22 protein-coding genes are annotated in these 26,398 nt (G+C 55.8%); 15 read left to right on the top strand and 7 right to left on the bottom strand.

Annotated features, from left to right (window positions below):
* Positions 1–131: 131 nt before the first annotated feature.
* From BQ5383_RS09450 to BQ5383_RS09425, 4 genes are all read right to left on the bottom strand, one after another.
* Positions 132–1,385 carry a YibE/F family protein gene (locus BQ5383_RS09450; protein ID WP_071431431.1) on the bottom strand — a complete coding sequence of 418 codons (1,254 nt, stop codon included), beginning with the start codon at positions 1,383–1,385 and terminating at the stop codon, positions 132–134.
* 564 nt (positions 1,386–1,949) lie between these two features.
* Complete coding sequence (locus BQ5383_RS09440) at positions 1,950–2,366, bottom strand: hypothetical protein (RefSeq protein WP_071431427.1); 417 nt, start codon at positions 2,364–2,366, stop codon at positions 1,950–1,952.
* Positions 2,367–2,434: 68 nt separating this feature from the next.
* The gene (locus BQ5383_RS09435; RefSeq protein ID WP_071431425.1) at positions 2,435–3,772 is read right to left on the bottom strand and encodes a glucose-6-phosphate isomerase; all 1,338 of its coding nucleotides are present in this window, start codon (positions 3,770–3,772) and stop codon (positions 2,435–2,437) included.
* A 683-nt stretch (positions 3,773–4,455) separates the two neighbouring features.
* Positions 4,456–5,622, bottom strand: coding sequence for an MFS transporter (locus tag BQ5383_RS09425; protein WP_071431421.1), 1,167 nt, complete (start codon positions 5,620–5,622; stop codon positions 4,456–4,458).
* 296 nt (positions 5,623–5,918) lie between these two features.
* On the opposite strand from BQ5383_RS09425, the gene BQ5383_RS09415 reads away from it, so the two are divergent.
* Entirely contained in the window at positions 5,919–6,593 is a 675-nt protein-coding gene (locus BQ5383_RS09415; protein WP_071431417.1) for a FadR/GntR family transcriptional regulator, read from the top strand.
* A 6-nt stretch (positions 6,594–6,599) separates the two neighbouring features.
* On the opposite strand, the gene fliB is transcribed toward BQ5383_RS09415, so the two are convergent.
* Positions 6,600–7,853: a flagellin lysine-N-methylase gene (gene fliB, locus BQ5383_RS09410; protein WP_071431416.1), complete on the bottom strand. Its 1,254-nt coding sequence runs from the start codon at positions 7,851–7,853 to the stop codon at positions 6,600–6,602.
* A 368-nt stretch (positions 7,854–8,221) separates the two neighbouring features.
* On the opposite strand from fliB, the gene BQ5383_RS09405 reads away from it, so the two are divergent.
* From BQ5383_RS09405 to BQ5383_RS09390, 4 genes are all read left to right on the top strand, one after another.
* The gene (locus tag BQ5383_RS09405) at positions 8,222–9,520 is read left to right on the top strand and encodes an L-serine ammonia-lyase, iron-sulfur-dependent, subunit alpha (RefSeq protein ID WP_071431414.1); all 1,299 of its coding nucleotides are present in this window, start codon (positions 8,222–8,224) and stop codon (positions 9,518–9,520) included.
* Positions 9,521–9,623: 103 nt separating this feature from the next.
* Positions 9,624–10,316 carry a DUF5058 family protein gene (locus tag BQ5383_RS09400; protein WP_071431412.1) on the top strand — a complete coding sequence of 231 codons (693 nt, stop codon included), beginning with the start codon at positions 9,624–9,626 and terminating at the stop codon, positions 10,314–10,316.
* Between the two features lie 38 nt (positions 10,317–10,354).
* Positions 10,355–11,059, top strand: coding sequence for a hypothetical protein (locus BQ5383_RS09395; RefSeq protein WP_071431410.1), 705 nt, complete (start codon positions 10,355–10,357; stop codon positions 11,057–11,059).
* A 109-nt stretch (positions 11,060–11,168) separates the two neighbouring features.
* Entirely contained in the window at positions 11,169–12,236 is a 1,068-nt protein-coding gene (locus BQ5383_RS09390) for an NAD/NADP octopine/nopaline dehydrogenase family protein (protein WP_083389913.1), read from the top strand.
* A gap of 351 nt (positions 12,237–12,587) precedes the next feature.
* Here BQ5383_RS09390 and gap read toward each other — a convergent pair whose 3' ends face one another.
* A complete protein-coding gene (gene gap / locus BQ5383_RS09385) occupies positions 12,588–13,607 on the bottom strand; it encodes a type I glyceraldehyde-3-phosphate dehydrogenase (RefSeq protein WP_071431406.1) in 1,020 nt (339 codons plus the stop codon).
* Between the two features lie 309 nt (positions 13,608–13,916).
* On the opposite strand from gap, the gene BQ5383_RS09380 reads away from it, so the two are divergent.
* The 9 genes from BQ5383_RS09380 (at position 13,917) to BQ5383_RS09335 (ending at position 23,277) form a co-directional block, all read left to right on the top strand.
* Complete coding sequence (locus BQ5383_RS09380; RefSeq protein ID WP_071431404.1) at positions 13,917–15,068, top strand: sensor histidine kinase; 1,152 nt, start codon at positions 13,917–13,919, stop codon at positions 15,066–15,068.
* 83 nt (positions 15,069–15,151) lie between these two features.
* Positions 15,152–16,225, top strand: a complete 1,074-nt coding sequence (locus BQ5383_RS09375) for a M42 family metallopeptidase (RefSeq protein ID WP_235821964.1) — start codon at positions 15,152–15,154, stop codon at positions 16,223–16,225.
* A gap of 842 nt (positions 16,226–17,067) precedes the next feature.
* A complete protein-coding gene (locus tag BQ5383_RS09365) occupies positions 17,068–17,979 on the top strand; it encodes a phosphate ABC transporter substrate-binding protein (RefSeq protein WP_076944472.1) in 912 nt (303 codons plus the stop codon).
* A gap of 107 nt (positions 17,980–18,086) precedes the next feature.
* The gene (gene pstC / locus BQ5383_RS09360; RefSeq protein ID WP_083389911.1) at positions 18,087–18,983 is read left to right on the top strand and encodes a phosphate ABC transporter permease subunit PstC; all 897 of its coding nucleotides are present in this window, start codon (positions 18,087–18,089) and stop codon (positions 18,981–18,983) included.
* Between the two features lie 5 nt (positions 18,984–18,988).
* The gene (gene pstA, locus BQ5383_RS09355) at positions 18,989–19,909 is read left to right on the top strand and encodes a phosphate ABC transporter permease PstA (protein WP_071431398.1); all 921 of its coding nucleotides are present in this window, start codon (positions 18,989–18,991) and stop codon (positions 19,907–19,909) included.
* The gene (gene pstB / locus BQ5383_RS09350) at positions 19,906–20,667 is read left to right on the top strand and encodes a phosphate ABC transporter ATP-binding protein PstB (RefSeq protein WP_071431396.1); all 762 of its coding nucleotides are present in this window, start codon (positions 19,906–19,908) and stop codon (positions 20,665–20,667) included. Before pstA ends, pstB begins: the two co-directional genes overlap by 4 nt.
* A 19-nt stretch (positions 20,668–20,686) precedes the next feature.
* Positions 20,687–21,340: a phosphate signaling complex protein PhoU gene (gene phoU / locus BQ5383_RS09345; RefSeq protein ID WP_071431394.1), complete on the top strand. Its 654-nt coding sequence runs from the start codon at positions 20,687–20,689 to the stop codon at positions 21,338–21,340.
* Between the two features lie 302 nt (positions 21,341–21,642).
* Positions 21,643–22,374 carry a class I SAM-dependent methyltransferase gene (locus BQ5383_RS09340; RefSeq protein ID WP_338061414.1) on the top strand — a complete coding sequence of 244 codons (732 nt, stop codon included), beginning with the start codon at positions 21,643–21,645 and terminating at the stop codon, positions 22,372–22,374.
* 165 nt (positions 22,375–22,539) lie between these two features.
* Positions 22,540–23,277, top strand: a complete 738-nt coding sequence (locus tag BQ5383_RS09335; RefSeq protein ID WP_071431392.1) for a helix-turn-helix transcriptional regulator — start codon at positions 22,540–22,542, stop codon at positions 23,275–23,277.
* Positions 23,278–23,567: 290 nt separating this feature from the next.
* Here BQ5383_RS09335 and BQ5383_RS09330 read toward each other — a convergent pair whose 3' ends face one another.
* On the bottom strand, positions 23,568–24,599 hold the full coding sequence (locus BQ5383_RS09330; RefSeq protein ID WP_083389909.1) for a polysaccharide deacetylase family protein: 1,032 nt from the start codon (positions 24,597–24,599) through the stop codon (positions 23,568–23,570).
* A 235-nt stretch (positions 24,600–24,834) separates the two neighbouring features.
* Here BQ5383_RS09330 and eno point away from each other — a divergent pair, with 235 nt between their 5' ends.
* A complete protein-coding gene (gene eno / locus BQ5383_RS09325) occupies positions 24,835–26,106 on the top strand; it encodes a phosphopyruvate hydratase (protein ID WP_071431391.1) in 1,272 nt (423 codons plus the stop codon).
* The last annotated feature ends 292 nt before the right edge of the window (positions 26,107–26,398 follow it).

Below are 26,398 nucleotides of genomic sequence, written 5' to 3'. Positions count from 1 at the left end.
GGTCCTCCGGCAAAAATCCCTGTTTGCATTTCCCAAAGGAGAGGAAGAACAGGAAAGTAAACTTTTATTTACAATCATTACAACCAATATTATACCCATTTAGTCAAAAAAGGCAATGGATTTTTATTCCCTTACCTGGAATTGCCTTCAAAGTCGTCAGTTGCGCCAGTTTCCCCCGGGTAACCGGCAGGGGTTTTTGACACAATTTCCTTATGACCAGGGCTTTTTCCCCGCAGATAAAGCCAGGCACAGATAATGGTGGTGAAGGGAATGGTCAGGAGAATACCAATGCTCCCCACCAGTGCCTGGAGCGCCTCCACCGCCACCATCTCCCGGCTCAGCAGTCCCCGCAGGCTGTCGTTATTGGCCGCCAGCAGCAGCACCGTAGACATGGAGCTGCCGATATAGGCCAGGATCAGGGTGTTGGACATGGTGCCCATCATGTCCCGCCCAATGGCAAAGCCGGAACGGGTCAAGGTAAGGAAGGTGGGGTTCTCTCCGTTTTCCCGCAGCTCCCACAGGGCCGAAGCGATGGACATGGCCACATCCATCAGCGCGCCCATGGCGCCGATGAGGATACCGGCATACAGCACCCCCAGCAGATCCAGGGGGCGATCCTGCCGCAGATAGTAAAGAAAAGAGGTTTCCTGATCCACCATTCCGGTCAGATGAAGGGAGGAGGTCAAAACCAGGGACAGCGCCGCCGCCGCCCCGATGCCAGCCATACACCCCAGCCCGGCGCAGAGGGTTTTGCGACCGCAGCCGCTGACGATGACCAAAGTGGTAAAGACCACATAGGCGCAGATGAGGCTGGACCAGAAGTAGATATTCTGCCCGGACAGCACCGCCGGGACAAAGACAAAAAATACCGCTCCGCAGGTAAGCCCCAGTGTAAAAATAGTGCGGGCCCCTTTGGTTTGGCCGAAAAGAAGGAGCAGCAGCAAAAAAGCCCCGCCCAAGAGCCCCAAAGCGGGGGTACGGTCAAATTCCCCTACCATCCAGACCATCTGGCTGCCGTTATCGCTGTAATAAAGCAGCACCCGATCTCCAGGGTCCACCGGGTCCATCTGAATACCCAGCAGGTCGTCCACACTCTGTACCGCTGTCACGGTTTCGCCCTTTTGGTCACCGCCGGTGATAAGGGCGGAAAAAATGCGGTTATAGCCGCTGACCACAATGCCGCCTCCGGCGTCGGTGCTGGTAGTTTGATGATCCAGCACCTGGAGCACCTTGGCCGGTACAGGGCGGTCCTGAATCTCAGCGGAAATAGGATCGACAGACGCCACGCGGTTGCCTGCGATCAAAAAAATAACGGCGAAGACTCCGGTGACCAGCGCCACGATCCAGTCCTCCCGGGAAAAATCACCTTTGAGCCAACGGGACACAGGGAAACTCCTTCCTATTAAAAATATTCTCCCACTCTGCAATGATACACTGTTCTTTTCTGTCATTCAAGGGCAAAAAGCTGAATATTTTTTAATATCTGACTTTTGCAAGGTCTTTCAGGGACGGAACTTTCCTTCTGTCAGGGACTGCTCCTCAAAAGGGGAGCTTCACCATCCAAAGGCATAAAATTTGCCTGCGGCTCTATGTATTCCCGTGTTTTCCCGGGGATTTTCCCATACAGAAAAGCGCCCGGCTCCACAGCGGGATGATGTCGGACGGCAGAAAAACCTGTTTTCAAGAGCAAGCAGAATTTAAAATCGGACACAATCATGCCATATACCCTGATGGCGTGTGATTTTTATATTCCGCTCCAGACGCGGCAGATGGGAAAACCGGAGGCGTATCCAGCGGAACATCCGCCTGATTTTTCTCCTCCGCCTCAGGTACACCGGATTTAAAAACTGGGATGGTGGATACCCGCCGGGAATGCGCTGAACTTTTCCACACGCAAAAAAGCACCGTGTTCCCTGGGAACGCGGTGCTTTTTGAGTCAGGGGGACTTTTTATTTGTTGATGACCATTTCGTGAAGTCTCTCGGGGAGCTCTTCCACGCTGCAGGAAACAGTGAAGGTGATCTCCACATGGCTGGCGGCGGAGAGCTTGTTCAGCTTATCCACCATCAGGGCGAAGGCTTCATAGTCTCTGCCGCCGATCTTCAGGGTGGCATCCACAAAGATGTGGGTGATGTCATAGTTACCGGCCATCAGTCCGGCCAGGAAGCCGTACAGAGCGTCAAAGCCCTCCACAGCGTATTCGTCGGTATCCACCAGACGGGCTTTATGGGTGATGTCATAGGTGAGCTTCAGGCCCTTCTCCAGGCAAACAACGTTGCCGGCGGAATGGCTGACCGCCTCGTTGGTCATGGAAATGAGGGTTTTGGTCTTACCGGAGCCTTTGTTTCCTACAATCAGCTTAATCATGGTAAAGTCCTCCTTCAGAAAATTGAATTGGTGTATTTAGGGGGGAGCGGACGGATGGACCGGTGTTCTCAGCCCAGCTTCTGGAGCAGATCCGCCTTCAGATCCTCATAGCCGGGCTTGCCCAGCAGAGCGAACATATTCTTCTTGTAAGCTTCCACGCCCGGCTGGTTGAAGGGATTGACCCCCATCAGATAGCCGCTGATGGCGCAGGCTTTTTCAAAGAAGTAAACCAGATAACCGTACTCAAACTCATTGAGCTCCGGCATCTCCAGAACGATATTGGGTACGCCGCCTTCGGTATGGGCCAGAATGGTGCCCTCCATGGCGCGGCGGTTGACCTGGGACATTCCCTGTCCCGCCAGGAAGTTCAGACCGTCCAGATTTTCCGCATCCGGCTCCAGGAAGAAGTCGGTTTTAGGCTTCTGGATGTCCACCACCGTCTCAAACATGATCCGGCTGCCATCCTGGAGGAACTGCCCCATGGAGTGCAGATCGGTGGAGAAGGTGACCGAAGCGGGGTACACGCCCTTCTGGTCCTTGCCCTCGCTTTCGCCGAACAGCTGCTTGAGCCATTCATTCATCATGGCAAAGGCGGGCTCGTAGCTGACAAAGACCTCGGTGCTCTTGCCTTTGCGGTAGAGGATGTTCCGCAGCGCCGCGTAGCGGTAGCAGGGGTTCTTGCACAGAGAGGGCTCGGCCAATTCCTTTTCAGCGGCCGCCGCACCCTCCATGATGGCGGCGATGTCCACCCCCGCCACAGCGATGGGCAGCAGACCCACAGCGGTGAGGACCGAGTAACGTCCGCCTACATCGTCAGGGATAACGAAGGTTTCGTATCCCTCACGGTCCGCCAGACCTTTCAGGGTGCCGCGGGCCTTGTCGGTGGTGCAGTAGATCCGCTTGGCGGCCTCCGCCTCGCCGTACTTCTCGATCAGGGCTTTCCGCAGCACACGGAAGGCCAGAGCAGGCTCGGTGGTGGTGCCGGACTTGGAAATGACATTGAGAGAAAAATCCCGACCCTTGATCAGGGTAAGAATTTCGTTGAGGTAGGTGCTGCTGATGTTGCAGCCGGCAAACAGGATATCAGGAGTATCCTTGGGCAGGCTGTTGTACAGGGGGGAACGAAGCAGCTCGATGGCGGAGCGGGCGCCCAGATAGGAGCCGCCGATGCCGATGACCACCAGCACATCGCTGTCAGCCTTGATCTTGTCCGCCGCTTTAAGGATGCGGGCAAACTCCTCACGGTCATAGGAGGTGGGGAGATGGAGCCAGCCGAGAAAATCGTTGCCCAGCCCGGTTCCGGCCTCCAGCTGAGAGACAGCGGCGCCCACCAGGGGTTCCATAGCCTGCATCTCCTGAGGAGCGACGAAACGGCCCAGATGCTTTTCGTTCAGATGGATTCCCATATACGATCACCAATCTTTCTTTCCATATTGTCGGCTTCCCCCGGGTCCCGGCAGGAACGGGGGATATGGGATGTTTGTTTTATTGTACCCTATCCGCCTGTCTTTTTCAAGAGAAGGGGCGGGTTAAAGTGAAATTTTATGGAAAGGGATTGGAAATATTCTGTGAATCCATTACAAAGCCAGTGTGAAAAGAAAAAGTGCTTTTGGCCATTATTCTCAAATTCTGCCTGTAACTGATGGGATGGAAATTTGCGGCAAAGCAAACAGAGAAAAATGCCTGCCCGGCTTTGGGCAGGCGCAGGAAAAGCCTCCATGCCAAAACCAAAAAGAAAGAGTTCCTGCTCCTTGGGAGGCCGTATACTCTCCTTGATGGCGCTGGGGGAGAAAGCTGCCTTTTGCGGATCGGTTAAAAGAAAAAGTCTCCCCGCCGGAGCCAGACCAGCGGGGAAACGAATCTGTCTGTATGAGGAGGATTCAGGATAAACAGCGGCCTCACTTGTAAGGAGAGCCATGGGGGATATATTGCTGTATGCCGCGGCCCGATGCCGTCGGGGAAAGTCTCAAAAAGGTTTTAAAGCAGCTTTTGAGAAAAACCATCAGTTATACAGGCCGCTGGTGTTCCGCGGATTTCCTCTTGTATTTCCCAAAAGGAGAGGCGGAGAGGAAAAACTGTCTGAGGATTTTTATCCGCGGGGTGTTTCCGCCGCTTTTCTGCCCCGGCAGCGCAGCTCCCACGCCGCCGATATCATGGCCGCGCCCAACAGGCAGCAGCCTCCCAGCAGGAACTTCTGCTCCAGCGTCAGGCTCAGCAGCTCACTGAGACTGTTGACCGCCGGAGGGGAGAGAAACTGTCCCACCTGGCTGGAGCTGCAATAAACAGAGATGGCCAGCGTAGCGGCGGCAGGCGTCACCGAGGCGGTAGCTTTCAGATAGCCCGCGGGCATCCGGATGGAGAAGAAGAAGCCGATCAGCCCGGCAGCAAAGAACAGAGGGGCCGCGGAACCGGAAAAATAGACGATCAGTTGGGCGATGCCGGTGCAGGCCAGAATTACCGGAAGCGAAAACTCCCGCAGCCGTCCCAGGACCCGTCCGCCCAATACGCCGGAGATGATTCCCACCGCCGACTGACAGGAAAGAATCTTTCCTGAAAGCTCAGAGCCTCCCAAACCCCGCTCAGCCACCAGCAGCGCAAGATTGGTTTGCAGGATGTAGAAGAAGATGGCGAACACGATGGACTGTCCCACATAGAAAAGCAGGGAGGGATTCAAAAGCTCCCCCAGCCCCGACCCTTTTACAGGGGGAGAAAGCTCCCCCTTGGGCAGCATCAGCACCAGGAAAAGGATGGGGATAAACAGCACAAACGCGCCGTAAGCATACCACCAGCACAGGGAGGCCAGACGTCCGCCGATATAGGAGAACAGCACGCCGCCCATACCGATGACCGCCGATTGAAAGCCCAGCATGGTAGGCTGTTCCTGAGCGCTGTAGTGTTCATGGATCAGCGCTGTGGTCAGGGGAGAAATGCCGCCGTAGCCCAGGCCGAAGATGACCGCCGCCGCTACCAGCTGCCAAAAGTGCTGATGCAGCACCAGGGGCATCAGTCCTCCCAGGATCATCAGACCAATGGAAAAGGCGACGATCCGCTTTTTGGTCACCACAGAGGACAGACGTCCCGACAGCAAAATAATGGCAATGGCCACCAAAGAAGGCAGTGTGGTCAGGGACTGCACCGCCGAAATGCTGGTTTGTGGAAATGCTTGAGAAATGCTGGCGATGGCGGGGGAAAGGGCCACAATGGAGGTGAGGGCGAAAGATGGGGACAGCACGGTGATCATCTTTTTCAGCCTCATGAGAGCGCCTCCTTCATTCATCTGAAAATATTGTTTTTAAGCAATAATTGTACGACACTTATATGTTATCATCATACAATACGGATGTAAAGGAGCAATTTATCTAACTTTTCTCAGGGCTTTTCCAGCAAAAACACCGTTTTCTCAGGAGCAACGGAAGGGAATACAAAGATTGACAAAACCGTGGTCAGACAATATACTGAAAGAAAGGATTGATCATAAAAAGCAAAAAGCCGGCGCTCCCGGATGCCGATGGGATACCGGGAGCGCGCTTTTGACAACAGGAGGCATGGCATATGCAAACCAATGGCAGCAGAGTAAATTTATCCGATACGGTGGTGGAGAAGCTGGAGGCCATGATCTCCACCATGAAGCCGGGTGAGCGCCTTCCCACCGAAAAGGAGCTTTCCGAGCGTTTTTCTGTAGGACGTTCCACCATCCGTGAAAGTATGAAGGTCCTTTCCGCGCGGCGGATGGTGGTGCGCCGCAATGAGGGTACCTTTGTGGGGGACGCGGTCAAGGGCTGCCTGGTGGACCCTTTGAAGCTGATCATCAATATGCAGCCGGACAGCGATATCAACGCCTTGATCGAGCTGCGGGAGATTCTGGAGCTGAGCACTATCCGCATGGCCTGTCAGCGGGCTACACCTGATGACATTGTGGCTCTGGAGCGGGCCTGCTGGCTGATGAAGGAGCCTGGTCTGACCAAGATGGAAAGCCAGAAAAGGGATATCGCCTTCCACAATACCATTGCCAAAGTGGCGGGAAATCCTGTGATTGAGGAATTGCTGGGCTCTTTGCGGACGGTGATCGCTCAAAAGCTGGAAACACAGGCGGAGATCATTGACTTCAAGGACGGGCCGGATCTCCATGAGGAGATGGTGGACGCCATCAAGGATCAGGACCCGGACCGCGCCTATGAGATCATGGTCCACTATTTTGAAAAGGTCTATCAGTTTATCGGTATCTGAGCTCCATTATCTCAGCAGGTATGCGGCGTGAGCAAGACCGTCCAGCTGTACCGCCCTGGTCAGCCGCAGCAGATCCCCTCCCAGGTCGGAATGCTGGCTGAGGCGGGCCAGGCTCACCACTGCCTGAATCAGCTGATCCTCAGGGCAAGGCGCCTGAGGGGCCAGCGCCAGCAGCAGCCGCAGCAGGGCGTACTGCTCGGCCAGCAGGATGCCGTTGTGCTCAAAGGACAAGCCTTCCGCCCGGTACAGGAAGGGGAACATACTGGAGAAAAGGTAGCTGACAAAATAATTTTCCGCCGCTGTGGCCAGGGACTCCAAAATGGGGTCCCCTTTTTCTTTGCCTGTTTTGATGAGGAAATCCAGCGCCTCTCTGCCCGCCTGATACTCTCCTGTGGCGGGGTCCGCGGCGCACCAGGGTTCCAAAGCCTGCCACAGGTGCCACAGCACCGGTTTGCGGGCGCCTCCCAGCAGATGGGCCACCGGCAGCCTCATAGCTGCCTGATGAGCCTCAGGATGGTACTCCAGCCGCTGGAAAAAGCCCTGGAATTCCCCCTTCTGCACAGAGGTGAGAAATCCTGCGCACATCGCCGGAATTTCCCCGTCCCGCCCATCTTTCAGCAGGCGGTCCACCCGGCGCAGCAGCAGCCCCACCGCCAGAATCCGCTCCGGCAGCTGATAATCCCGGCAGCGGATCAGCTCCAGACAGGCTTGGCGCAGTGGTGAACCATAGACAGGAGGCGCAACAGGCTTTCCCCCGGGACCAATGCCCAAAGGAGGCATGGCATCCAGAGGATCATGAGGATCCACAGACCTTGTGCGGGATACAAACTCTGTTTTCTCCTGAGAAAAGAGGGCCAGCCGGGCCGCCTCTGTGCAGGAAAGAGACAGGGACAGCTCCCATATTCCCGGCAAAAACTGCGCCTTTCTTCTGGGATACAGGGTACAGGTGTGGGAAAGGGCCTGTGGCCCCAGTGCCCGAATGATGCGGCATCCTCCGTCCGGGTCCTGAAAGCCGCAGCGGCCATCTTCGTCCAGGGCAAGGGAGGCAAACTGTTCCGGGGTGCCGTCTTTTTTCCTCCGATGCACCACACGGGCGCAAAGACTGCGGAACGAGGGGTCCTGCTGGGCTTTATACAGCAAATAATGTTCTTTATCAATGTTGATTTCCCAGGTATGACAGCAGTTGTCTGTGCAGGATGGCCCGATACAAGCGAATTTTTCATAAAAAGCGGGCTGAAGGATCTCCACTTCCTGTCTCATTTGTTTCCCCTCCTGAAGCCGGTGGCGTTTTATAGGACAATATTATTTTATCATCACACAATAGCTTTGTAAAGAAAACGGGGATTTTCCTGGAGATTGGTACACTTTTTCGGTAATATAGAAATGAATATAGGGCAAATTATCCATAAACTAATGACAATATTTTGTATTAATGGAGAAAATGCAAAAATCAGATTGACTTTTTTGTGGTCAGACAATATACTGTAGCCATAAGATACGCCCCGGGGAAACAAGACAAGATCATCATAAGACCTGGCCCAGGACGGTCTTACACCGATACTTTGTCTGCCCAGCTCCATCAGGATGGGAGACAAGGCTATGCGTACGAATGAAAAGGAGGACTCAACATGGAGAAGTACCAGGAATTGTACGAAATTCTTCGCAAAGAAATGAAGCCCGCTTTGGGCTGCACCGGTCCCATCGGAATCTGCTTTGTGGCCGCTCAGGCTTATGACGCCATCGGCGGTGAGATCAAAAAGATTGTTTGTGAAGGCTTTGGTCCCAAGAGCGACGATGTGGCGTTCCCTGGTACCGAGATGCTGGGCGCCGAGATGGCCGCCGCTTTGGGCGCGGTATGCGGTGATCCCAACGCCGGACTGGAGGTCCTCCATTCCGTTACCCCCGAGGGCGAGCTGAAAGCCCGTAAGGTGGCTGAGCTGGTGGAACTGGTGCCCACAGACGATCTGGATCTGGGCGCGGCCCGCAAGATTACCATTGAGACCGACAAAGGCGTGGGCGTGGCTGTCATCAAGGGCGCTCAGGACGGCCTGATCTACAAGGCCCGCAATGGCGAGGTCCTGCTGGAGAAGGAGCCCGATGCCCTCAACCGGGCCGGTCACACTCCCCTGATGAAGTACAAGATCAAGGATTTCTATGAGTTTGCCACCACCACCCCCATTGAGAAATTCGATTTCATCCTGGAAGCCATTGAGATGAACTCCAAGATGTCCGAATATGTTCTGACCCATGACGATGTCAGCATCGGCATCGGACGCAACCTGCTGGCCACCTCCACCCCCAGCCCCGTCAGCCGCGCCAAGGCCGCTGCCGCCGCTGCCTGCGAAGGACGGATGTCCGGCGTTCCGCTCCCCATCATGAGCGTGGGCGGAAAGGGCAACGTGGGTATCGCTTCCTCCATGCCGCTGATCAGCCTGGCCAAGGACCTGGGCAGCAAGCAGGAGGACCTCCAGCGGGCTCTGGTCATCAGCTCTCTGCTGGCTACCGCTGTGATCCACCGTATTGGCAAGGCGCCCACCATGTGCTCCTGCGAAGTGGCCGCCACCATGGGTGTGGCTGTCGGTGCGGTCCTGCTCCAGGGCGGTACTGAGCAGCAGGCGGAAAACGCCATCCAGAACCTGATCCCCAACGTCTTCGGTGTGGTGTGCGACGGCGCCAAGCTGGCCTGCGCCCTTCGTATGGCTTCCGGTACCGCCATGGCTCTGGATGCCGCGGAGCTTGCCCTCAAAGGGGTGCGTCTGGCCAATAATCAGGGCGTTCTGGACATCAATGCCGACGCCTCCATCGACTTCCTGGGTGACTTCGCTCTCAATGATATGCTGGAGAGCGACAAGAAGCTGGAAGCCAAGATGATGGAAAAGAGAAAGATTTTCCCGCTGATGACCTTCACAGACCGTCAGAAGCAATAATATAACGGTTTTCCATGGACCGACCGGAGCCGGCAGAGGCACTTTTCCATTGCCGGCTCCATGAAAACCATACAGCTGCTAAAGATCACTGAGGAGGGAAACAATGAATTACTTGGATGTTGCCAACAGTGGATTTATGTTTGTACTCTGCCTGGTCCCGGTGGGCGTCATCGTTTTGCAGGCGCTCCGCTTTATGATCATGGCCTGGAAGCAGGGAATTGAGATCGGGATGGACAAAAACAAGCTGAAAAAATGTATCACCACCTCCGCCACCATCTCCGTCATCCCCGCCCTTTCTCTGGTTTCTTTGATGATCGCCATGTCCCCCAATCTGGGCAAATTCTTCCCCTGGCTCCGTCTGTCCAACATCGGCGCCGGCGGATATGAGCCCATGGCGGCGGGCATCGGCCTGGAAGCTGCCGGCTTCACAGAATATTCCGCCTGCACCCTGGGTGGTTTCGTGGTCATTATGATGGTCATGAACATCGGCATGAGCCTGGCTCCCGTCAACTGCCTGCTGACTCTCAAGGGCTATGACAAGGCGCTGAAAAAAGCCAAAAAGACCAGCCGTTTCCTGCTTATCGGCACCTCTGCCGCTTTTGCCGCCGTGGTTGCCCGTCTGAATGTTCCCTATTTCACCGATTTCAGCAAGATGCTGCCCTTTGTCGCGGCGGTTACCGGCGCTGTGTTCATGTTCATCTGCATGAAGCTCAAGAGCCGCTATCCGGTCATTGGAGATTTCGCCCTGTCCATCGCCATTGTAGCCGGCGTTATCGCCTGCTGCCTGGTGGCGTGAGCCCATTGTGAATTTCATTTTGAAAGGAGAACGGCGTAATGAGTGCTGAGAAAACAACGGCAGCTGCCAATAATGAAGCCTTTTCCGCTTATGACCGTAAAGTTCATCGCTGGGGACGCATCTCCATGCTGATGGCGCTGATTGCCATGTATTTCCCTGTGGTAGGTGTGTGTCTGCGGTATGGAGTATCCATTGAATGGGCCTCTGTGGGCGCAGGTGTTCTCACGGTTCTGGCCGCTTTCGGTATGAACCAGATCATTGAGCCCTTTACCTTTGCCCCCATGCTGGGCGCCGGCGGTACCTATATCGGCTTTACCACCGGCAACGTCAGCCAGACCAAGATCCCCTGCGTCACCAGCTGCCAGGAGATCATGGGCGTGGAGATGGGCACCAAGGAAGGCGATGTGGTTGCCACACTGGCTGTGGGTACCTGCAGCCTGGTCACTACTCTGGAGGTTGCTCTGGGCGTCGCCTTTGTCCATATTATTTATCCTGTCCTCACCAGTCCGGCGCTGGAGCCTGGATTCAATAACGTTCTTCCCGCTGTCATGGGCGCCATGCTGGTACAGCGTATTATGTGGAACTGGAAGGTGGGCGTTGTGCCCTTTGTGCTGGGCTGCATTGCCGCTCTGATCTTTGGTCAGGCGTGGTTCAGCTCCTATGGCATCTGGATCATGCTGGTACTGATTGCCATCACCGTGGTTTGGGCACGTTACCTGTTCCAGAAGGGCATGATTAAATAAGAGCGCAGATTGATGCGGCACTGTTTGCTCCAGCCCCTTCCGGGACTGGAGCAAATTTTATGGAACAGTTTGATTTCATGTAACAATTGGGAAGGCACAGGTGGTTTGTATGGATAGAAGAATTACGATATTGGGGGCCGGTTCCACCGGTATGACCACCGCGGCCTGGCTGGAATCCGGCGGATGGGAAGTGACCCTTTGGGATACGCCGGAACAGTCGGAGGACTTTGAGGTGATCCGCCGTCAGGGAGGGATCATGCTCCGGGGGGGAAGCGGAAAAACCGGCTGCGTGATGCCCCACCAGCTGACCAACGACTTTCAGCAGGCCTTGTCCTGGTCTGAGCGGGTACTCATTTGTACCTCCGCCCAGCGCCATGAAGAAATTGCCCGGGAAATCGCGCCTGCGGCCAGATCCGGCCAGGCATTTCTGTTTAGTCCGGGAAATTTCGGATCTTTTTTGCTGGAGAAGGAACTGAAAAAGGCTGGCAAGGAAGGCGTTTTGATCGGAGAGCTCAGCGGAAATCTTTGGGCTTGCCGCCGGACCGCCCCGGGAGAGGTGCTGTCTGCGACACCCCTGAAAAATGGAATAAAAGCTGCCGCTCTTCCATCGGCGGATACACCCCGTCTGCTGGAGGCTTTTGAAGGGGTTCTGCCCCTGGAGGCTGCCGCCAATGTACTGGAGGCGTCGCTCAATTCTCCCAATGTGGTCAGCCATGTGGGGGGATCGGTGCTCAACGCCCAGGGCATTGAGCAAAAAGGCCCTCAGTTTGCCTTCTTCCAGGACGGCTTGGGGGAGACGGTGCTCCACTGCCTGCACATTTTGGAGCAGGAGCGCAACGCGGTTCTGGAAGCGATGGGGCTGACAGCTTACAACCCCTTTTCGGAAGGACATATGCGGATGGTGATGGACCGGAGCAGCCACCGGGAAATGGATTTCTTCCGGTCATTGGATGGTCCCTCCAGCTTTGCCCACCGTTATGTTTCGGAGGACGCTGCCTGCGGCGTAGCGATGCTGGTTTCCCTGGGCCGCTGCTGCGGGGTGCCGGTTCCCCTCACTGAGGCGTTCCTTACCGTTGCAGGCGCTATTAATGGGGCTGATTATATGGCTCAGGGACGGACACTGGAAAACCTGGGGCTCTCCGGCCTGACGCCTGAGGAGATCTCTCAGCGGATCTGATGAAAGCCCGAAGCTTTTTCATCCGGAATAGGACAGAAAGAAAATTGAATGTTTCCTGCGGAAGCGTCCCTGCCGTCTCAAAACCGGCGGGGACGCTTCCGCTTGTAAAAAAGTAAAAAATATTTGGGGAAAATACAGACGCACTGATTTTAAAATCGTAAAATCAGCATATAAACTTGATCTTTATCCTCCACCCTGTACCGGCTGCACCGGAAAACCGGGATGTGTCCCGGGGTCTGGGATCTGTTTCTGAAGTACACCGGAATGGTTTCCTGCCGGACGCAAAAGCACCCCTGCCGATCTGAAACCGGCAGGGGTGCTTGGCACACAATATTGGGTGGGCGAAGAAAATTACTCCGCGTCTACCTTGGCCATGTGCTTGATGAGATCCAGCAGCTTGTTGCTGTAACCCCACTCATTGTCGTACCAGGAAACCAGCTTGACAAAGTGGTCGTTGAGCATGATACCAGCCTTGGCATCGAAGATGGAGGTTCTGGGATCAGTGTAGAAGTCGGAGGAAACAACATCCTCGTCGGTGTAGCCCAGAATGCCCTTCAGCTCGCCCTCGGAAGCCTTCTTGACTGCGGCGCAGATTTCCTCATAGGTGGTAGCCTTCTCCAGACGGACGGTCAGGTCCACAACGGAAACGTCCAGGGTGGGTACACGGAAAGCCATACCGGTCAGCTTGCCCTTCACTTCGGGGATAACCAGGGCGCAGGCCTTGGCGGCACCGGTGGAAGAGGGGATGATGTTGCCGGCAGCGGCGCGGCCGCCTCTCCAGTCCTTCTTGGAGGGAGAGTCAACAGTCTTCTGGGTGCCGGTGGTGGCATGAACGGTGGTCATCAGGCCTTCAACGATACCGAAGTTGTCGTTGATGACCTTGGTCAGGGGAGCCAGGCAGTTGGTGGTGCAGGAAGCGTTGGAGACCACGGTCATATCCTTGGTGTACTTGTCATTGTTGACGCCCATAACGAAGGTGGGGGTATCCTTGTCCTTGGCGGGAGCGGAAATAACCACTTTCTTGGCGCCGGCTTTCAGGTGAGCCTGGCACTTCTCGGTGGTGGTGAACACGCCGGTGGACTCCACAACATAGGTAGCGCCCACTTCGCCCCACGGAATTTCCTCAGGATTCATCTTGTCAAAAACGTTGATGACCTTGCCGTTGACAACGAACTTGCCATCGACGCACTCAGCGGTGCCGTTGAATTTGCCGTGAATGGTGTCATACTTGGTCATATAGGCCATATAGTCAGGGGTGATGAAGGGATCGTTGACGCCCACTACATCGAAGACGTCGGGATTTGCCACGGCCACGCGGAAGACCAGTCTGCCGATCCGGCCGAAACCATTGATACCAATTTTGATAGCCATAGTGAAAAACTCCTTTACTCCTTGATTTTGGGTCCCACGAACACCCTTATTGTATACCAAAAACGAAAAAACTACAAGGGCCTGATAATTGATTAACGAAAAACAGACAAATATTTGGGGTTATTGCAAAAAGTGTTATAGTTTCTATAGTTTTCTTGTGTAATTAAACCAATGTTCAACTGTGAAATCCGGCAGTTCTTCCCAGGAAAAAGGGGTGACTTTTGGGCAAAAATACATTATACTAAAGAAAGACATTTTTTTCACGCCGGCAGGTTGTCCGGTGTGGAAGATGAAGGAGGCTTGACTGGAATGACGCAAAGTTTACAGGCTGATCCCGAATCCGCCAGGGATCATTTTGCGGACGCCTGTTTTCCAGTACTTCTGGTGGATGGCGAATTGACCATTCTTTTTGCCAATAAAGAGGCGTCGGAGCAGTTCCCCGCCTTCCGTCTGCCCGACGGCCTGAGAACTTTGCTGTCAGCGGAGGAGGCCGCCGGATGTGTCAGCAGGGTCCGGCAGCGGAAACATTTTAAACAGAACCTATCTTCGCTGTCCGGGCAGCCCATGTCGGCGGCGTTTGTTCCCGCTGAGGACGACGGCGAGAGCGTGATGGCTTATGTATTCTTTGTAGCGGCCATGTCTGCCCAAAATGACAGGGAAATGCCGCTGACTTCGCTGCTGGGGTACAGCTCTTTGGGGCTTTCCGCCCGGGTGCGAGAGTCGCTGTCCGATATTTTTTACGCGCTGGCATCAGCCAGAGCCAAGCTGGACCCGGAGCAGGCGGAAAAGGTACGGGAGCAGACCGAAACCATCAGCCGCAGTTGCTATCGGATTCTGCGGGATATGGACAATATCGCCCGCCGGGGCAGAGCCGGTGATCCAAAGGGACAGCATATAGAGCCGGTAGACTTCTGGAGCGAGTGCGCACAGCTGCTGGAAGCCGCCTCGGCGCTGCTTCAGGGGGCAGGGGTGAAGTTCAGTTACGCGCTGCCCTTCACCACCGTTTGTGTCCGGTGTGATTTCAGCCAGGTGAGCTGCGCGCTGCTCAATATCATTTCCAACGCGTGCCTTTACAGCGGTCCTCAGGCCACGGTAAGGGTCATAGGCAGAGATTTGGGCAGCTTTTTGGTGCTTACCGTTTCCGACGACGGCCCCGGTATCCCTTCCCAGCAGCTGGAGGGGGTGTTTGAACCCGCTCCCGGTTTGGAGAAAGGCGGCGGTGTTCCCGGATTGGGCCTGGGGCTGAATACTGCCCGCCAGATCGTCACAGCCATGGGAGGCACCATGGCGGTACAGTCTCAGGAGGGCAGCGGCACAACGGTAGCCTTTACCTTTCCCGCGGCCGTGGGGGAGGAGCCGATGGATTCCACCTTCTCTTCCGACAGCAGTGAATATCTGCAGGATCGGTTTTCCCCGGTTTATGTGGGGCTGTGCGGAGTAGTGTCACCGCCTCTGATGTAGTACAGGGGATATGGAAAGGGGCAGACAGAATATAAAATAGGATTGAGGCCTTTTCACCCACATATCGGGGAAAAGGCTTTTCCATGGACAGAAAGGAAGTTTTGACGATGAAGATGGATGCCTATGTGGACTATGCGGTGGAACAGCTGAAAGCACTGACTGCCATCCCCAGTCCCTCCGGCTTTGCCCGGCAGGCGGGAAAATATGTTTTTGAAGAGCTGACACGGCTGGGATATGAGCCTAAAATCACCCAAAAAGGCGGAGTGCTGGTGGATTTGGGAGGCCCCGACGACAGCGAAGGGCTGCTGCTGATGAGCCATGTGGATACTCTGGGGGCGGTGGTGGCCTCCATTAAAGAGAATGGACGCCTGAAACTGTCTCCTCTGGGAGGCTTGCAGCCGGACAACACCAACACCGAAAACTGCACTATTTACACCCGTTTTGACGGCAGCTACAGCGGTACCTTCCAGCTGTGTGACGCTTCCGTTCATGTCAACGACGATTATGCCACCCAGAAGCGGGATTTCAGCCACATGGAGCTGGTGCTGGATGAGGATGTCAAGGAGCCGGAGCAGGTGCTGGCGCTGGGTATCCTTCCCGGGGATGTGGTGTGCTTTGACCCCAGAACGGTGGTGACCGCCTCCGGTTATATCAAAAGCCGCTTTCTGGATGACAAGCTGAGCGTGGCCATTGTACTGGCTCTGGCCAAGTACCTCCGGGAGGAAAAGGTGGTCCCGGCCCGGAAGGTCTATGCCCATGTGACAGTGTATGAGGAGATCGGCCACGGCGGATGCGGTACGGTGCCCGACGGTGTTACCCAGCTGCTGGCGGTGGATATGGGCTGTGTTGGAGAAGGGCTTACCTGCACCGAGCGTCAGGTGAGCATCTGCGCCAAGAGCTCTGCCGGTCCCTCGGATTATGAGATGACCACAGATCTCATCCGGGCGGCCAAAGCGGCAGGAGCGGATTGGGCAGTGGACGTCTATCCCCATTACGGCTCCGATGCCGACGCCGCTCTCCGGGCGGGATGGGATGTGCGTCATGGTCTGATCGGCCCGGGCGTATACGCTTCCCACGGCTACGAGCGCAGCCATGTGGATGGTGTGAAAAATACTCTGCTTCTGTTGGCGGAATATCTGGGAGTGACAACGGCTTAAGACGAAACTCCTTTTGTTTACACTTTCAGGGGGACTCAGTCCCCCTGGATACGCCCCGGGCTGCTGACCAAACCAGTGGTGATTCCCCGGTTTCGCGCCCCGGTGGGCGCATATCCTGATTTTTATGATGATGAATTTTATTCATCTCTTGAAACAGGTTTTCTGCATTTTGAAGTCCAGCTTCGGCTGGACTTCAGCGTGTCGAAAAAGTTCGACACGCTTCCAGGGGGTATCCAATACCCCCTGGATACGAAGCTGGTTCCTGACGAAACCAGCTTCGATACCCCCGGTTTCGCGCCCCGGTGGGCGCGGGTCGTGGTATAAAAATCAGGCGCATGTCCTGATTTTTATAATGATAAATTTTATTCATCTCTTGAAACAGGTTTTCTGCATTTTGAAGTCCAGCTTCGGCTGGACTTTTTCTTATATACAATGATATTTCTTGGCATAGAAAAAGAAAACAGCCCCAGGAAGAATGTAGTTCAGCGCAAATGAGAGCTTTTCATCAGCAGCTGGAGAGAAAGAAAGCGTCGCTTTTTGAGATCACTTGTTTTCTCCCGGAGCAGTGAAAGAGCGGACTTGGGGGAAAACGGACGAAGTTTTACAAGGTGTTTACCTGTTTTTCTGTTTCTTTACCAATGAAGAGATAAAGGCAGGGTACATTTTACAAAAACAAAACTCAGCCTTGATAGCGGCGCACTTTCCCACATGTTAAAATGACCATGCTTGAAAGAAAAAGAAAAGCAGCGCCGGAAAAGAAAACCGGCCAGACATCTCAAAGCCTGATGAGATGGGATAGAATCTTTTCAGGCGGTACAATGTGAAAAAGGAGATCGTACATCATGAAAAAAGTGATTGCTTTAGTAGCTGCCCTGACCCTGTCCATGGGTATGTTCGCAGGCTGCGGCAGCAGTGAGCCTGCCAGCTCTGCTTCCTCTTCCGCCGCGGCTTCCTCCGAGGCTGTTTCCAGTGAGGCCGCTTCCTCCGAGGCTTCTTCCTCCGAAGCTGCCGCTGCTGTCAGCGGTGTGGTCAACACCGACGGTTCCACCTCCATGGAGAGTGTGGTAAAGGCTCTGGCTGAGGCTTTTATGGCGGAGAACCCTGATGTGACCGTCAACTACAGCGGCACCGGTTCCGGTACCGGTATTGAATCCGCTACCGCCGGCACCTGCGACATCGGTCTTTCCAGCCGTGCTCTGAAGGAAGACGAGACTGCCGCCGGCGCTGTTTCCAACGTGGTTGCTCTGGACGGTGTGGCTGTCATCGTCAACCCCGCCAATACCGTTGAGGACCTGACCGTGGAGCAGATCGCACAGATCTTCAAGGGCGAGATCACCAACTGGAGCCAGCTGGGCGGCGCTGACCTGGAGATCGCTGTCTATGGCCGTGAGGCTGGTTCCGGCACCCGGGGCGCCTTCGAGGAGATCGTGGGTGTGGAAGACGCCTGCAAGCTGACCAACGAGTACAGCTCCACCGGTGATGTCATCGGCAACGTGGCCAGCAACGAGAACGCCATCGGCTATGCCTCTCTGTCCGCTGTGGGCGACACCGTCAAGGCTGTCAAGGTAGGCGGCATTGAGTGCAGCGAAGCCACCATCAAGGACGGCACCTATGCCATCCAGCGCCCCTTCGTGATGGTCACCAAGGATGGAGCCGCTCTTTCCGACGCTGCTCAGGCTTTCCTGGACTTTGCCATGAGCCCTGACGCTGCTGAGATCATCGCCGCCGCCGGCGCTGTCTCCGCCAACGCCTGATTGTCCATACATTGAAGCTGCACACAGGCCTCCGGAAACAGGATTTTCGGGGGCCTGTTTTCCAAGTAAAAGCTTTTCCTCCTCAAACCACAGAAAGGTTGGTAGCTATGGAGCCTCAAACCAAGCGCAGGAGCACCCTCAAAGAGATGATTGAACTGCTGATGCGGGTGATTTTCACCGTCTGCGGATTCATCGCCATCGCTTTTGTGCTGATTATCACCGTTTATCTTATTATTTCCGGCCTGCCTGCCATCCGGGAGATCGGTCTTGTGGATTTCCTCTTCGGCACCCGCTGGGCCTCTACCGATAAAACCAATCCCGCCTACGGCATCCTTCCCTTTATCCTCACCTCCATTTACGGCACTGCCGGAGCCATCCTCATCGGCGTTCCCATCGGCTTTATGGCGGCGGTGTTCCTGTCCAAGGTGGCTCCCCCAAAGGTGGCGGCAGTCATCCGCCCCGCTGTGGACCTGCTGGCCGGCATCCCCTCGGTGGTTTACGGTCTGGTGGGTATGATGGTGCTGGTGCCCTGGATCAAGGATACTTTTGATCTGAAAGCGGGAGACAGCCTGCTGGCGGCCATCCTGGTGCTGGCGGTGATGATCCTCCCCTCCATCATCAGCGTTTCCGAAACCGCCCTCAAAGCGGTGCCCAAAGAATATGAGGAAGCCTCTCTGGCTCTGGGGGCCACCCCCCTGGAGACCTATTTCAAGGTGTCGGTTCACGCCGCCCGCAGCGGTATTGCCGCTTCGGTGGTGCTGGGTGTGGGCCGTGCCATCGGCGAGGCCATGGCCATCCTGATGGTGGCGGGCAACAGCCCCAATATGCCGGGACTGTTCCGCAGCGTCAAGTTCCTCACCACCGCCATCGCCAGCGAAATGTCCTATTCCTCGGTGGGCAGCCTCCAGCGGAACGCTTTGTATTCCATCGGCCTGGTGCTGTTTTTGTTCATCATGTTCATCAACGTCATGCTGAATCTGTTTCTCAAAAAGGATAAGGAGTAAGAGCCATGAAACAACCTGTTGCGTCCCCTGTTTCCACAGAGGAGCGGGACTGCCGGAAGCTGTCGCCCCGCCGCCGGGCTTACGAGGTGACCATGCGGAGCCTGCTTTATCTCTGCGCCGGTATCACCTGCGCCCTGCTCCTGTTCCTCATTGGTTATATCCTCTATCGGGGGCTGCCGGGGCTGAGCTGGGAGTTTCTCACCAGCCAGGAGAGCATCCTCAAGAAGACCGACGGCATCCTCCCCGCCATTCAGAATACCATTTACGTCATTATCGTTACCCTCATTTTCATTATGCCCCTGGGTGTGGGCTCCGCCATCTACCTGACGGAATATGCCTCCAACCGCAAGCTGGTTACCGCCATTGAGTTTGCCACCGAGACCCTTTCCGGTATCCCCTCCATCCTTTACGCCCTGGTGGGTATGCTGGTGTTCTGTCAGTTCCTTAATCTGGGCAAAACCCTTATCGCCGGCGCCTTCACACTGGTGATCATGACCCTGCCCACCATCATCCGCACCACCCAGGAATCCCTGAAAACCGTCCCCGCCAGCTACCGGGAAGGAGCTTTGGGCCTGGGAGCGGGAAAGTGGCACATGATCCGCACCATCGTCCTGCCCAGCTCCATTGACGGTATCGTCACCGGCTGTATTCTGGCCATCGGACGCATCGTGGGCGAATCGGCGGTACTGATGTTCACCGCCGGTATGAGCACCGCCATGCAGGATTTCTTCGGCAAGGGCGGACTGTTCAAAAGCTCCGGCGCCACCCTCACCGTGGCTCTGTACGTCTACGCCAAGGAACGGGCCAAATACGATCTCGCTTTCTCGGTGGCGGTGGTGCTGCTGGTGATCACCTTCGGCATCAATCTCTGCGCCAAGGTGATGGGTAAACGGATGAAAGGTAATAAAGGTGGAGAGAAGAAATGAACACTCAGACAATTTTGCAGGCCCAGGACCTGGACCTGTTTTACGGTGAAAATCAGGCCCTCAAGGCCATCAACATGGAAATTCCCGAGCGGCGCATTACCGCCCTCATCGGCCCCTCCGGCTGCGGCAAGTCCACCTTCCTGCGGACCATCAACCGCATGAACGATCTGATTCCCGGGGTTTCGGTCCGGGGCAAGATGACCTACCGGGGCGAGGACATTTACAGCCCGGAAATTGACGTCACCTGGCTGCGGAAAAAGGTAGGCATGGTGTTCCAGAAAGCCAATCCCTTCCCCATGAGCATCTATGACAACATCGCCTACGGCCCCCGCATTCACGGTATCCGCAAAAAGGCGGAGCTGGATCAGATCGTGGAGGAGAGCCTCCGGGGCGCGGCCTTGTGGGACGAGGTGAAGGACCGGCTGAAAAAGAGCGCCCTGGGTCTTTCCGGCGGTCAGCAGCAGAGAATGTGCATCGCCCGGGCTTTGGCGGTGCAGCCGGACGTGCTGCTGATGGACGAATCCACCAGCGCCCTGGACCCCGGCAGCACCATGCGCATCGAGGAGCTGATGAGCCAGCTGAAGGAGCGGTACACCGTGGTCATCGTCACCCACAATATGCAGCAGGCGGTTCGTGTCAGCGATCACTGCGCCTTCTTCCTGTTGGGAGAGCTGGTGGAGTATGGTCCCACCCAGCAGCTGTTCTCCCAGCCCAAAGACAAGCGGACCGAGGACTATATTACCGGCCGCTTCGGTTAAGCGGGAGGAGGAAACAGCAATGAGTTACCGCAATTATTATGACCAGGAACTGTTCCGTCTGGAGGGCCTGGTGGAAAAGATGGGACATATGGCAAGCGTCGCTCTGGCAAAGGCTATTCAGGTGGCTTCCACGCTGGAAGGCACGTTGGCGGAAGAGGTCATCGCCCATGACAGCGACATCGACCGGATGGAGCGGGAGATCGAGCAGCTGTGCGTCACGCTGCTTCTGCGTCAGCAGCCCATCGCCAGCGACCTGCGGCGCATCAGCACCACCCTCAAGCTGGTCACCGATCTGGAGCGGGTGGGGGACGCCGCCGCGGATATCTGTGAGATCGCCCGTACCCTGGAGCACAACCCCCAGGATGAGGAATTCTTGGCGATGCTCCATCAGGCCAAAGCCATGGTGGACAGCGCCGTGGAAGCCTATCTGGCCCAGGATTTGGATAAGGCCCGTCAAACCATCGCCCTTGATGATGTGATAGACGGGGACTTTGACCGGATCAAAAAGCGCCTGATCCAGCAGATCGCCCAGGACGCCGGTATCGGGGACGAGGCTCTGGATCTGCTGATGATGGCCAAATATGTGGAGCGGGTGGGAGATCACGCCGTGAACATCTGCGAATGGACCATCTGCCGCAGCACCGGTATCTATCGGGAAGAGCAGATTATGTAAGAACATAGGGTTTTCCGCACCCAAGGAGTGACGTTCAAAAAGCTTTGCGCCTTTCCCAGGGATGCTCCATATCCCCGGCCTTGTATTCTGGTGGATGCAGGCCCGGGGATAACATTTTTGCACCAACATAGGTAAGGAATAACAGCGGTCATGGCTGGACATACCATCAGGCAATGGGTGTCCAGCTTTCTTTTTATTCTGTTTGCCCATTGTCCGGATATGTTATAATAACCCCAAAAGCGCTTCCAAGGAGTGTTCCTAAGGATATCCCAGGGCAGCGGGAATGGGGGAGGTTCTAAAAGATGAATATCAGCAAACAATATGATGATCAAGCCTTTTTTGAGCAGTATTCTCAGATGACCCGAAGCAGGGAGGGGCTGTCGGGAGCCGGGGAGTGGAGCCAGTTGGCCCCCATGTTTCCCTCTTTGGCGGGTAAAAAGGTGCTGGATCTGGGCTGCGGCTATGGCTGGCATTGCAAATATGCGGCGGACCATGGAGCCGCAGAGGTGCTGGGGCTGGATTCCAGCGAAAAAATGATCCGGCAGGCCTGTCTGCAAAACAGTGCCGACGCCATCCGGTATGAAGTACAGGGGTTGGAGGAGTATTCCTATCCCTCCCAGGAGTGGGACTGTGTCATTTCCAACCTGGTGCTCCATTATATCGCTGATTTGGATTTCGTTTTTCGCTGTATTCACCGTACCCTCAAGCCCGGGGGAGTTTTCCTGATGAATATAGAGCACCCGGTTTTTACCGCCGGCGTAAACCAGGACTGGGTGCGGGACCAGGATGGAAATCCTCTGTATTGGCCGGTGGACGGCTACTTTATGCCCGGCCCCCGGCACACCTCCTTCCTGGGTTGTGATGTGGTAAAGGAGCACCATACCCTGACGCAGATCCTCATGGGTCTGATAGAAGCGGGATTTACTTTGGAACGGGTGGAAGAGGCCCGTCCGCCCAAGGAAATGATGGGGCTGCCGGGAATGACCGACGAGCTGCGCCGTCCCATGATGCTGCTGGTGAAAGCCAGCGCCTGAGCTTGTTTTTTCGCGGCTTTGACAAGCAAGAAATTGCCCTCATGCTGTTTTCTCTGGAAAACCGGCTTCCCGGAAGGATGTAAAATCATCTTCTGCCGCCGCGCAACAAATTGTTGCTTGACAATTTCTCCAACCGGCAGGTATGCTCAAAGGGGAGGTGGGGGAATGATGGAGATGAAAGATCGTCTGCGCCGGCTGCGTTTGAAATGCGGATTGACCCAGCAGCAGGTAGCGGACCAACTGGGGATTACCCGTCAGGCATTGTCCAGTTACGAAGGAGGACGAACCCGCCCGGATATTGAGATGTTGGAAAAGCTGTGCCGGATCTATGAAACGGATCTGGAGACGATGCTCCACGGCAGGACTGGGAATAAAGAAAATCCCAGTCGTCTGAAACGGCTTTGGAAGATCTGGACAGGAGTACTGGGAGGGCTTACCTTCATCAGTTCCGCCCTGTTATGGAGTGGAAACCGCTTTTTCCCCGTAAGCACAGGACAGCTGACAGCGGAAGAACGGGTGGTTTTTCAAACGCACCATCGCCTGATCTCCGCCTGGGAAGCGATGGACAGTTTGATTTTGCTCCTGACCCTTGTGAGTGGAATTTTGCTGCTGTGGCAGAAACGAAAGGGGAGATATCCCCTGCCCTGGAGGAAGCGATTGGGGATGCTGGTGATACCGGTGGGAGCAATGGTGCTGGCGGCGCTGCCTTTTGCCCTGACTGATCCGGTTTTTGAAGCGGTGAATTATTTGATTACCCCATTCCTTTGTGGGATGCGGATACTGCTGCTGTGGCTGGTGGATTTGGCAATGGATATGGCAGCGGGATTCCGGAAAAAATCCTCCAAAGGAAACAATAATTCTTCTCAGGACAAAAAGTCTTTGCCCCACCCTGGGGAAAGCTGAAATAAAATGGGAGCGGGAACCTACCTTCCCGCTCCCATGAGCGTGTCGAATTTTTTCGACACGCTTCCAGGGGGTATCCAATACCCCCTGGATACGAAGCTGGTTCCTAATGAAACCAGCTTCGATACCCCCGGTTTCGCGCCCCAGTGGGCGCGGGTCGTGATATAAAAATCAGGCACATGTCCTGATTTTTATGGTTTTGAATTTTGCTTGTTTTTCAAAATCAGATTTTTCTGCAAACTGATGGGAGCGGGAATCTACCTTCCCGCTCCCAGTTATTTTTAACGGAATCAGAGATTGTTGGGATCGCCCCACTCATATCCCGCGGCCCGCACCTGGTCGATCACATCCCCCAGAATCTGGTCGTTGGTGGAAGAGACCGCATGAAGCAGGTAAATATTTCCCGGGCAGACAGCGCCCACCACCTTCTGGAGGGAGGCCGCAGGCTCCGGCTGGTCGTCGGTAAGCCAGTCCTTGTAGGCAAAGCTCCAGAAAACGGAACGGTAACCCAGCTGCTGCACCACTGCCAAAGATTGCTCATTGAAATTTCCGCTGGGGAAACGGAAATACTTCATTTCATAGGAGAACTTGTCCCGGACAAAATCGTGCATCTTGGTCAGGTCCTCCGCCGCCTCCATGGGGGTGAGGGTGGAGTAGTTCTTATGGGAATAGCTGTGGTTGCCGATGACATGGCCCTCGTCGATCATTCTTTGGACCAGGTCTCCGCTGCGGTTGGCGAAGTCATAAGTAATAAAGAACAACGCCTTGACATTTTTTTCTTTCAGGGTATCCAGGAAAGAGGGGGTCAGACCATATTCATACCCTTCGTCAAAGGTAAGATAGACCACCGGTTCCTCAGGACCGATAAACAGCGCTCCGTAGTCCCCATATTTCTCATTGTACAGCAGCGCCCCCTGAGAACGGTTTTTCTCGTCCACCGGACCGCCTGGGCCCCAGTCCAGACTTTCGGCGGAAAGGGCGCCGATCTCCTCAAAATCGGCGCCCATGGCGGCTACGGAGCCCTCCCCGGCGCTGCTGCCGGAGGAGGCGCTGTCGCTGCCTTCAGAGCTGTCGCTCCCGGAAGAGGAGGAGGGACTCATCTCCTCCGGCATACTGCTGTCCGGTATGCTTTCGGGCATGGAAGAGCTTTCGGGGATGCTGCTGTCGCTGCTCTCAGGGATGCTTTCCGGCATGGAGGAGGAAGTGGAAGGGGTCTCCTGGGAGGAGCTTTCATCCTTATCCATCCAGCAGCCGGTGAGCGCCAGAGAGAGGACCAGCACCATGACGGTCATCCAAATGGGAAAACGAAACTGCTTGGTCATCAGTCACACCTGCACTTTCATGGGTTTTGGTGGAGGGAGACCGGGGAGAGGATCACCGCACTCTCCCCGGCCGTCCCGCTCCCCGTCGTGTCCGGCGAGAAGTGGGACGCTCCCTATTCTGTACCGTCGAAGGCGGAAAATGTATGAACGCTACAGGTATATTTTAACAAAAATCGTCCAGCCTAACAACTGAAGGGCGGCCCCCTGAGCGCCGCCGATGAGAAGGAGTGGAACCATGAAAGATTTTGCCATTACGCAGGTGTCGGCGCTGGAGATTCTGGACAGCAGGGGAAACCCCACCGTCAAGGCGCGGGTCACTTTGGAATGCGGAGCCTGGGGAGAAGCGGCGGCCCCCTCGGGAGCCTCCACAGGGGTCCATGAGGCCCATGAGCTGCGGGATGGGGACCCGGCCCGCTATGGCGGTAAGGGGACCCAAAAGGCGGTGGCTCAGGTAGAGCAGGTATTGAACTCCGCCATCCGGGGCATGGACGCCCGGGAACAGAAAGCGGTGGATCAGGCCATGATGGAGGCGGACGGCACCAGAAACAAGGAGCATCTGGGCGCCAACAGCATCCTGGCGGTATCTCTGGCTGTTGCCAGAGCCGCGGCCCAGGCCACCCAGCAGCCTTTGTACCGGTATCTGGCGGAAAAAACGCCGCCGGTGCTGCCGGTACCCATGATGAACATCCTCAACGGCGGAGCCCACGCCGCAAACAATGTGGATATCCAGGAGTTTATGATCCGTCCTCACGGGGCCCCATCCTTTGGGGAAGGACTGCGGTGGTGCTGCGAAATCTACCACACCCTGGGGCGGCTGCTGCGGCAGCGGGGGCTGAGCACCGGTGTGGGGGATGAGGGAGGCTTTGCCCCCGATCTCTCCTCTGATGAGGAAGCGCTGGAGCTGATCATCCAGGCGGTGGAGCAGGCGGGATATCAGCCGGGGCGGGATATCTCCCTGGCCATTGACGCCGCCGCCAGCGAGTGGAAGGCGGAAGGGGAGCTGTATCTCACACCCAAAGGTCAGCGTCCCTTTACACCCGCCCAGCTGACCGCCTTTTGGCAGGACCTGGCGCTGCGCTATCCTCTGGTATCCCTGGAGGACGGCATGGGGGAGGATGACTGGCAGGGGTGGAAGCAGTTGACCGCCGCCCTGGGAGGCAGGATGCAGCTGGTGGGGGACGATCTCTTTGTTACCAATGTCAAGCGTCTGCGCCGGGGCCTGGAAGAGGGGGCGGGCAACGCCGTGCTCATCAAGCCCAACCAGATCGGAACCCTCACCGAAACTTTGGAAGCGGTAGCAATGGCCCAAAAGGCCGGTTGGGGGGTCATTCTTTCCCACCGCAGCGGCGAAACGGAGGACCCCTTTATCGCGGACCTGGCGGTAGCCACTGCCTGTGGGCAGATCAAAGCGGGAGCCCCCTGCCGCAGTGACCGCACCGCCAAATACAACCGCCTTTTGGAGATTGAAAAGGAGCTGGGCCCTGGGGCCCGTTATGGGCGGGCGTGATGCCATTGGCAGGCAATCAGTGAAAAAGCATCATGCCTGAGGGGAAGGAAAGGTTCTGTCCCTTGAGGGCACAGAAAAAGCTGGTTCCACTTTTTAGGGAATCCGATGCCTTTGTTTTCCGCCCTGGTACCCCTGGGCAGAGGCTGAAAAACCAGGGCTTGTGCTGTTTTTACCGGTTCCCAATCCATGATTTCCCCATAAAATAAGTTTTTCCGCAGCAAAAAGCGGCACGACCCAACCAAAGGAAAGGGCCGTGCCGTTTTTGTTCCCAATGACTATGGATTTCTCAAAA

The sequence above is a fragment of the Angelakisella massiliensis genome, assembly GCF_900104675.1.
Taxonomy (GTDB): domain Bacteria; phylum Bacillota; class Clostridia; order Oscillospirales; family Ruminococcaceae; genus Angelakisella; species Angelakisella massiliensis.
This window is presented reverse-complemented; position numbering and strand designations above follow the sequence as displayed.

What these genes read in the sequence shown, in the direction of transcription:
- BQ5383_RS09440 (WP_071431427.1), bottom strand. Translation starts at nt 2,366, where the DNA reads ATGATTAAGCTGATTGTAGGAAACAAAGGCTCCGGTAAGACCAAAACC.
- BQ5383_RS09435 (WP_071431425.1), bottom strand. Translation starts at nt 3,772, where the DNA reads ATGGGAATCCATCTGAACGAAAAGCATCTGGGCCGTTTCGTCGCTCCT.
- BQ5383_RS09425 (WP_071431421.1), bottom strand. Translation starts at nt 5,622, where the DNA reads ATGAGGCTGAAAAAGATGATCACCGTGCTGTCCCCATCTTTCGCCCTC.
- BQ5383_RS09415 (WP_071431417.1), top strand. Translation starts at nt 5,919, where the DNA reads ATGCAAACCAATGGCAGCAGAGTAAATTTATCCGATACGGTGGTGGAG.
- fliB (WP_071431416.1), bottom strand. Translation starts at nt 7,853, where the DNA reads ATGAGACAGGAAGTGGAGATCCTTCAGCCCGCTTTTTATGAAAAATTC.
- BQ5383_RS09405 (WP_071431414.1), top strand. Translation starts at nt 8,222, where the DNA reads ATGGAGAAGTACCAGGAATTGTACGAAATTCTTCGCAAAGAAATGAAG.
- BQ5383_RS09400 (WP_071431412.1), top strand. Translation starts at nt 9,624, where the DNA reads ATGAATTACTTGGATGTTGCCAACAGTGGATTTATGTTTGTACTCTGC.
- BQ5383_RS09395 (WP_071431410.1), top strand. Translation starts at nt 10,355, where the DNA reads ATGAGTGCTGAGAAAACAACGGCAGCTGCCAATAATGAAGCCTTTTCC.
- BQ5383_RS09390 (WP_083389913.1), top strand. Translation starts at nt 11,169, where the DNA reads ATGGATAGAAGAATTACGATATTGGGGGCCGGTTCCACCGGTATGACC.
- gap (WP_071431406.1), bottom strand. Translation starts at nt 13,607, where the DNA reads ATGGCTATCAAAATTGGTATCAATGGTTTCGGCCGGATCGGCAGACTG.
- BQ5383_RS09380 (WP_071431404.1), top strand. Translation starts at nt 13,917, where the DNA reads ATGACGCAAAGTTTACAGGCTGATCCCGAATCCGCCAGGGATCATTTT.
- BQ5383_RS09375 (WP_235821964.1), top strand. Translation starts at nt 15,152, where the DNA reads ATGGACAGAAAGGAAGTTTTGACGATGAAGATGGATGCCTATGTGGAC.
- BQ5383_RS09365 (WP_076944472.1), top strand. Translation starts at nt 17,068, where the DNA reads ATGAAAAAAGTGATTGCTTTAGTAGCTGCCCTGACCCTGTCCATGGGT.
- pstC (WP_083389911.1), top strand. Translation starts at nt 18,087, where the DNA reads ATGGAGCCTCAAACCAAGCGCAGGAGCACCCTCAAAGAGATGATTGAA.
- pstA (WP_071431398.1), top strand. Translation starts at nt 18,989, where the DNA reads ATGAAACAACCTGTTGCGTCCCCTGTTTCCACAGAGGAGCGGGACTGC.
- pstB (WP_071431396.1), top strand. Translation starts at nt 19,906, where the DNA reads ATGAACACTCAGACAATTTTGCAGGCCCAGGACCTGGACCTGTTTTAC.
- phoU (WP_071431394.1), top strand. Translation starts at nt 20,687, where the DNA reads ATGAGTTACCGCAATTATTATGACCAGGAACTGTTCCGTCTGGAGGGC.
- BQ5383_RS09340 (WP_338061414.1), top strand. Translation starts at nt 21,643, where the DNA reads ATGAATATCAGCAAACAATATGATGATCAAGCCTTTTTTGAGCAGTAT.
- BQ5383_RS09335 (WP_071431392.1), top strand. Translation starts at nt 22,540, where the DNA reads ATGATGGAGATGAAAGATCGTCTGCGCCGGCTGCGTTTGAAATGCGGA.
- BQ5383_RS09330 (WP_083389909.1), bottom strand. Translation starts at nt 24,599, where the DNA reads ATGACCAAGCAGTTTCGTTTTCCCATTTGGATGACCGTCATGGTGCTG.
- eno (WP_071431391.1), top strand. Translation starts at nt 24,835, where the DNA reads ATGAAAGATTTTGCCATTACGCAGGTGTCGGCGCTGGAGATTCTGGAC.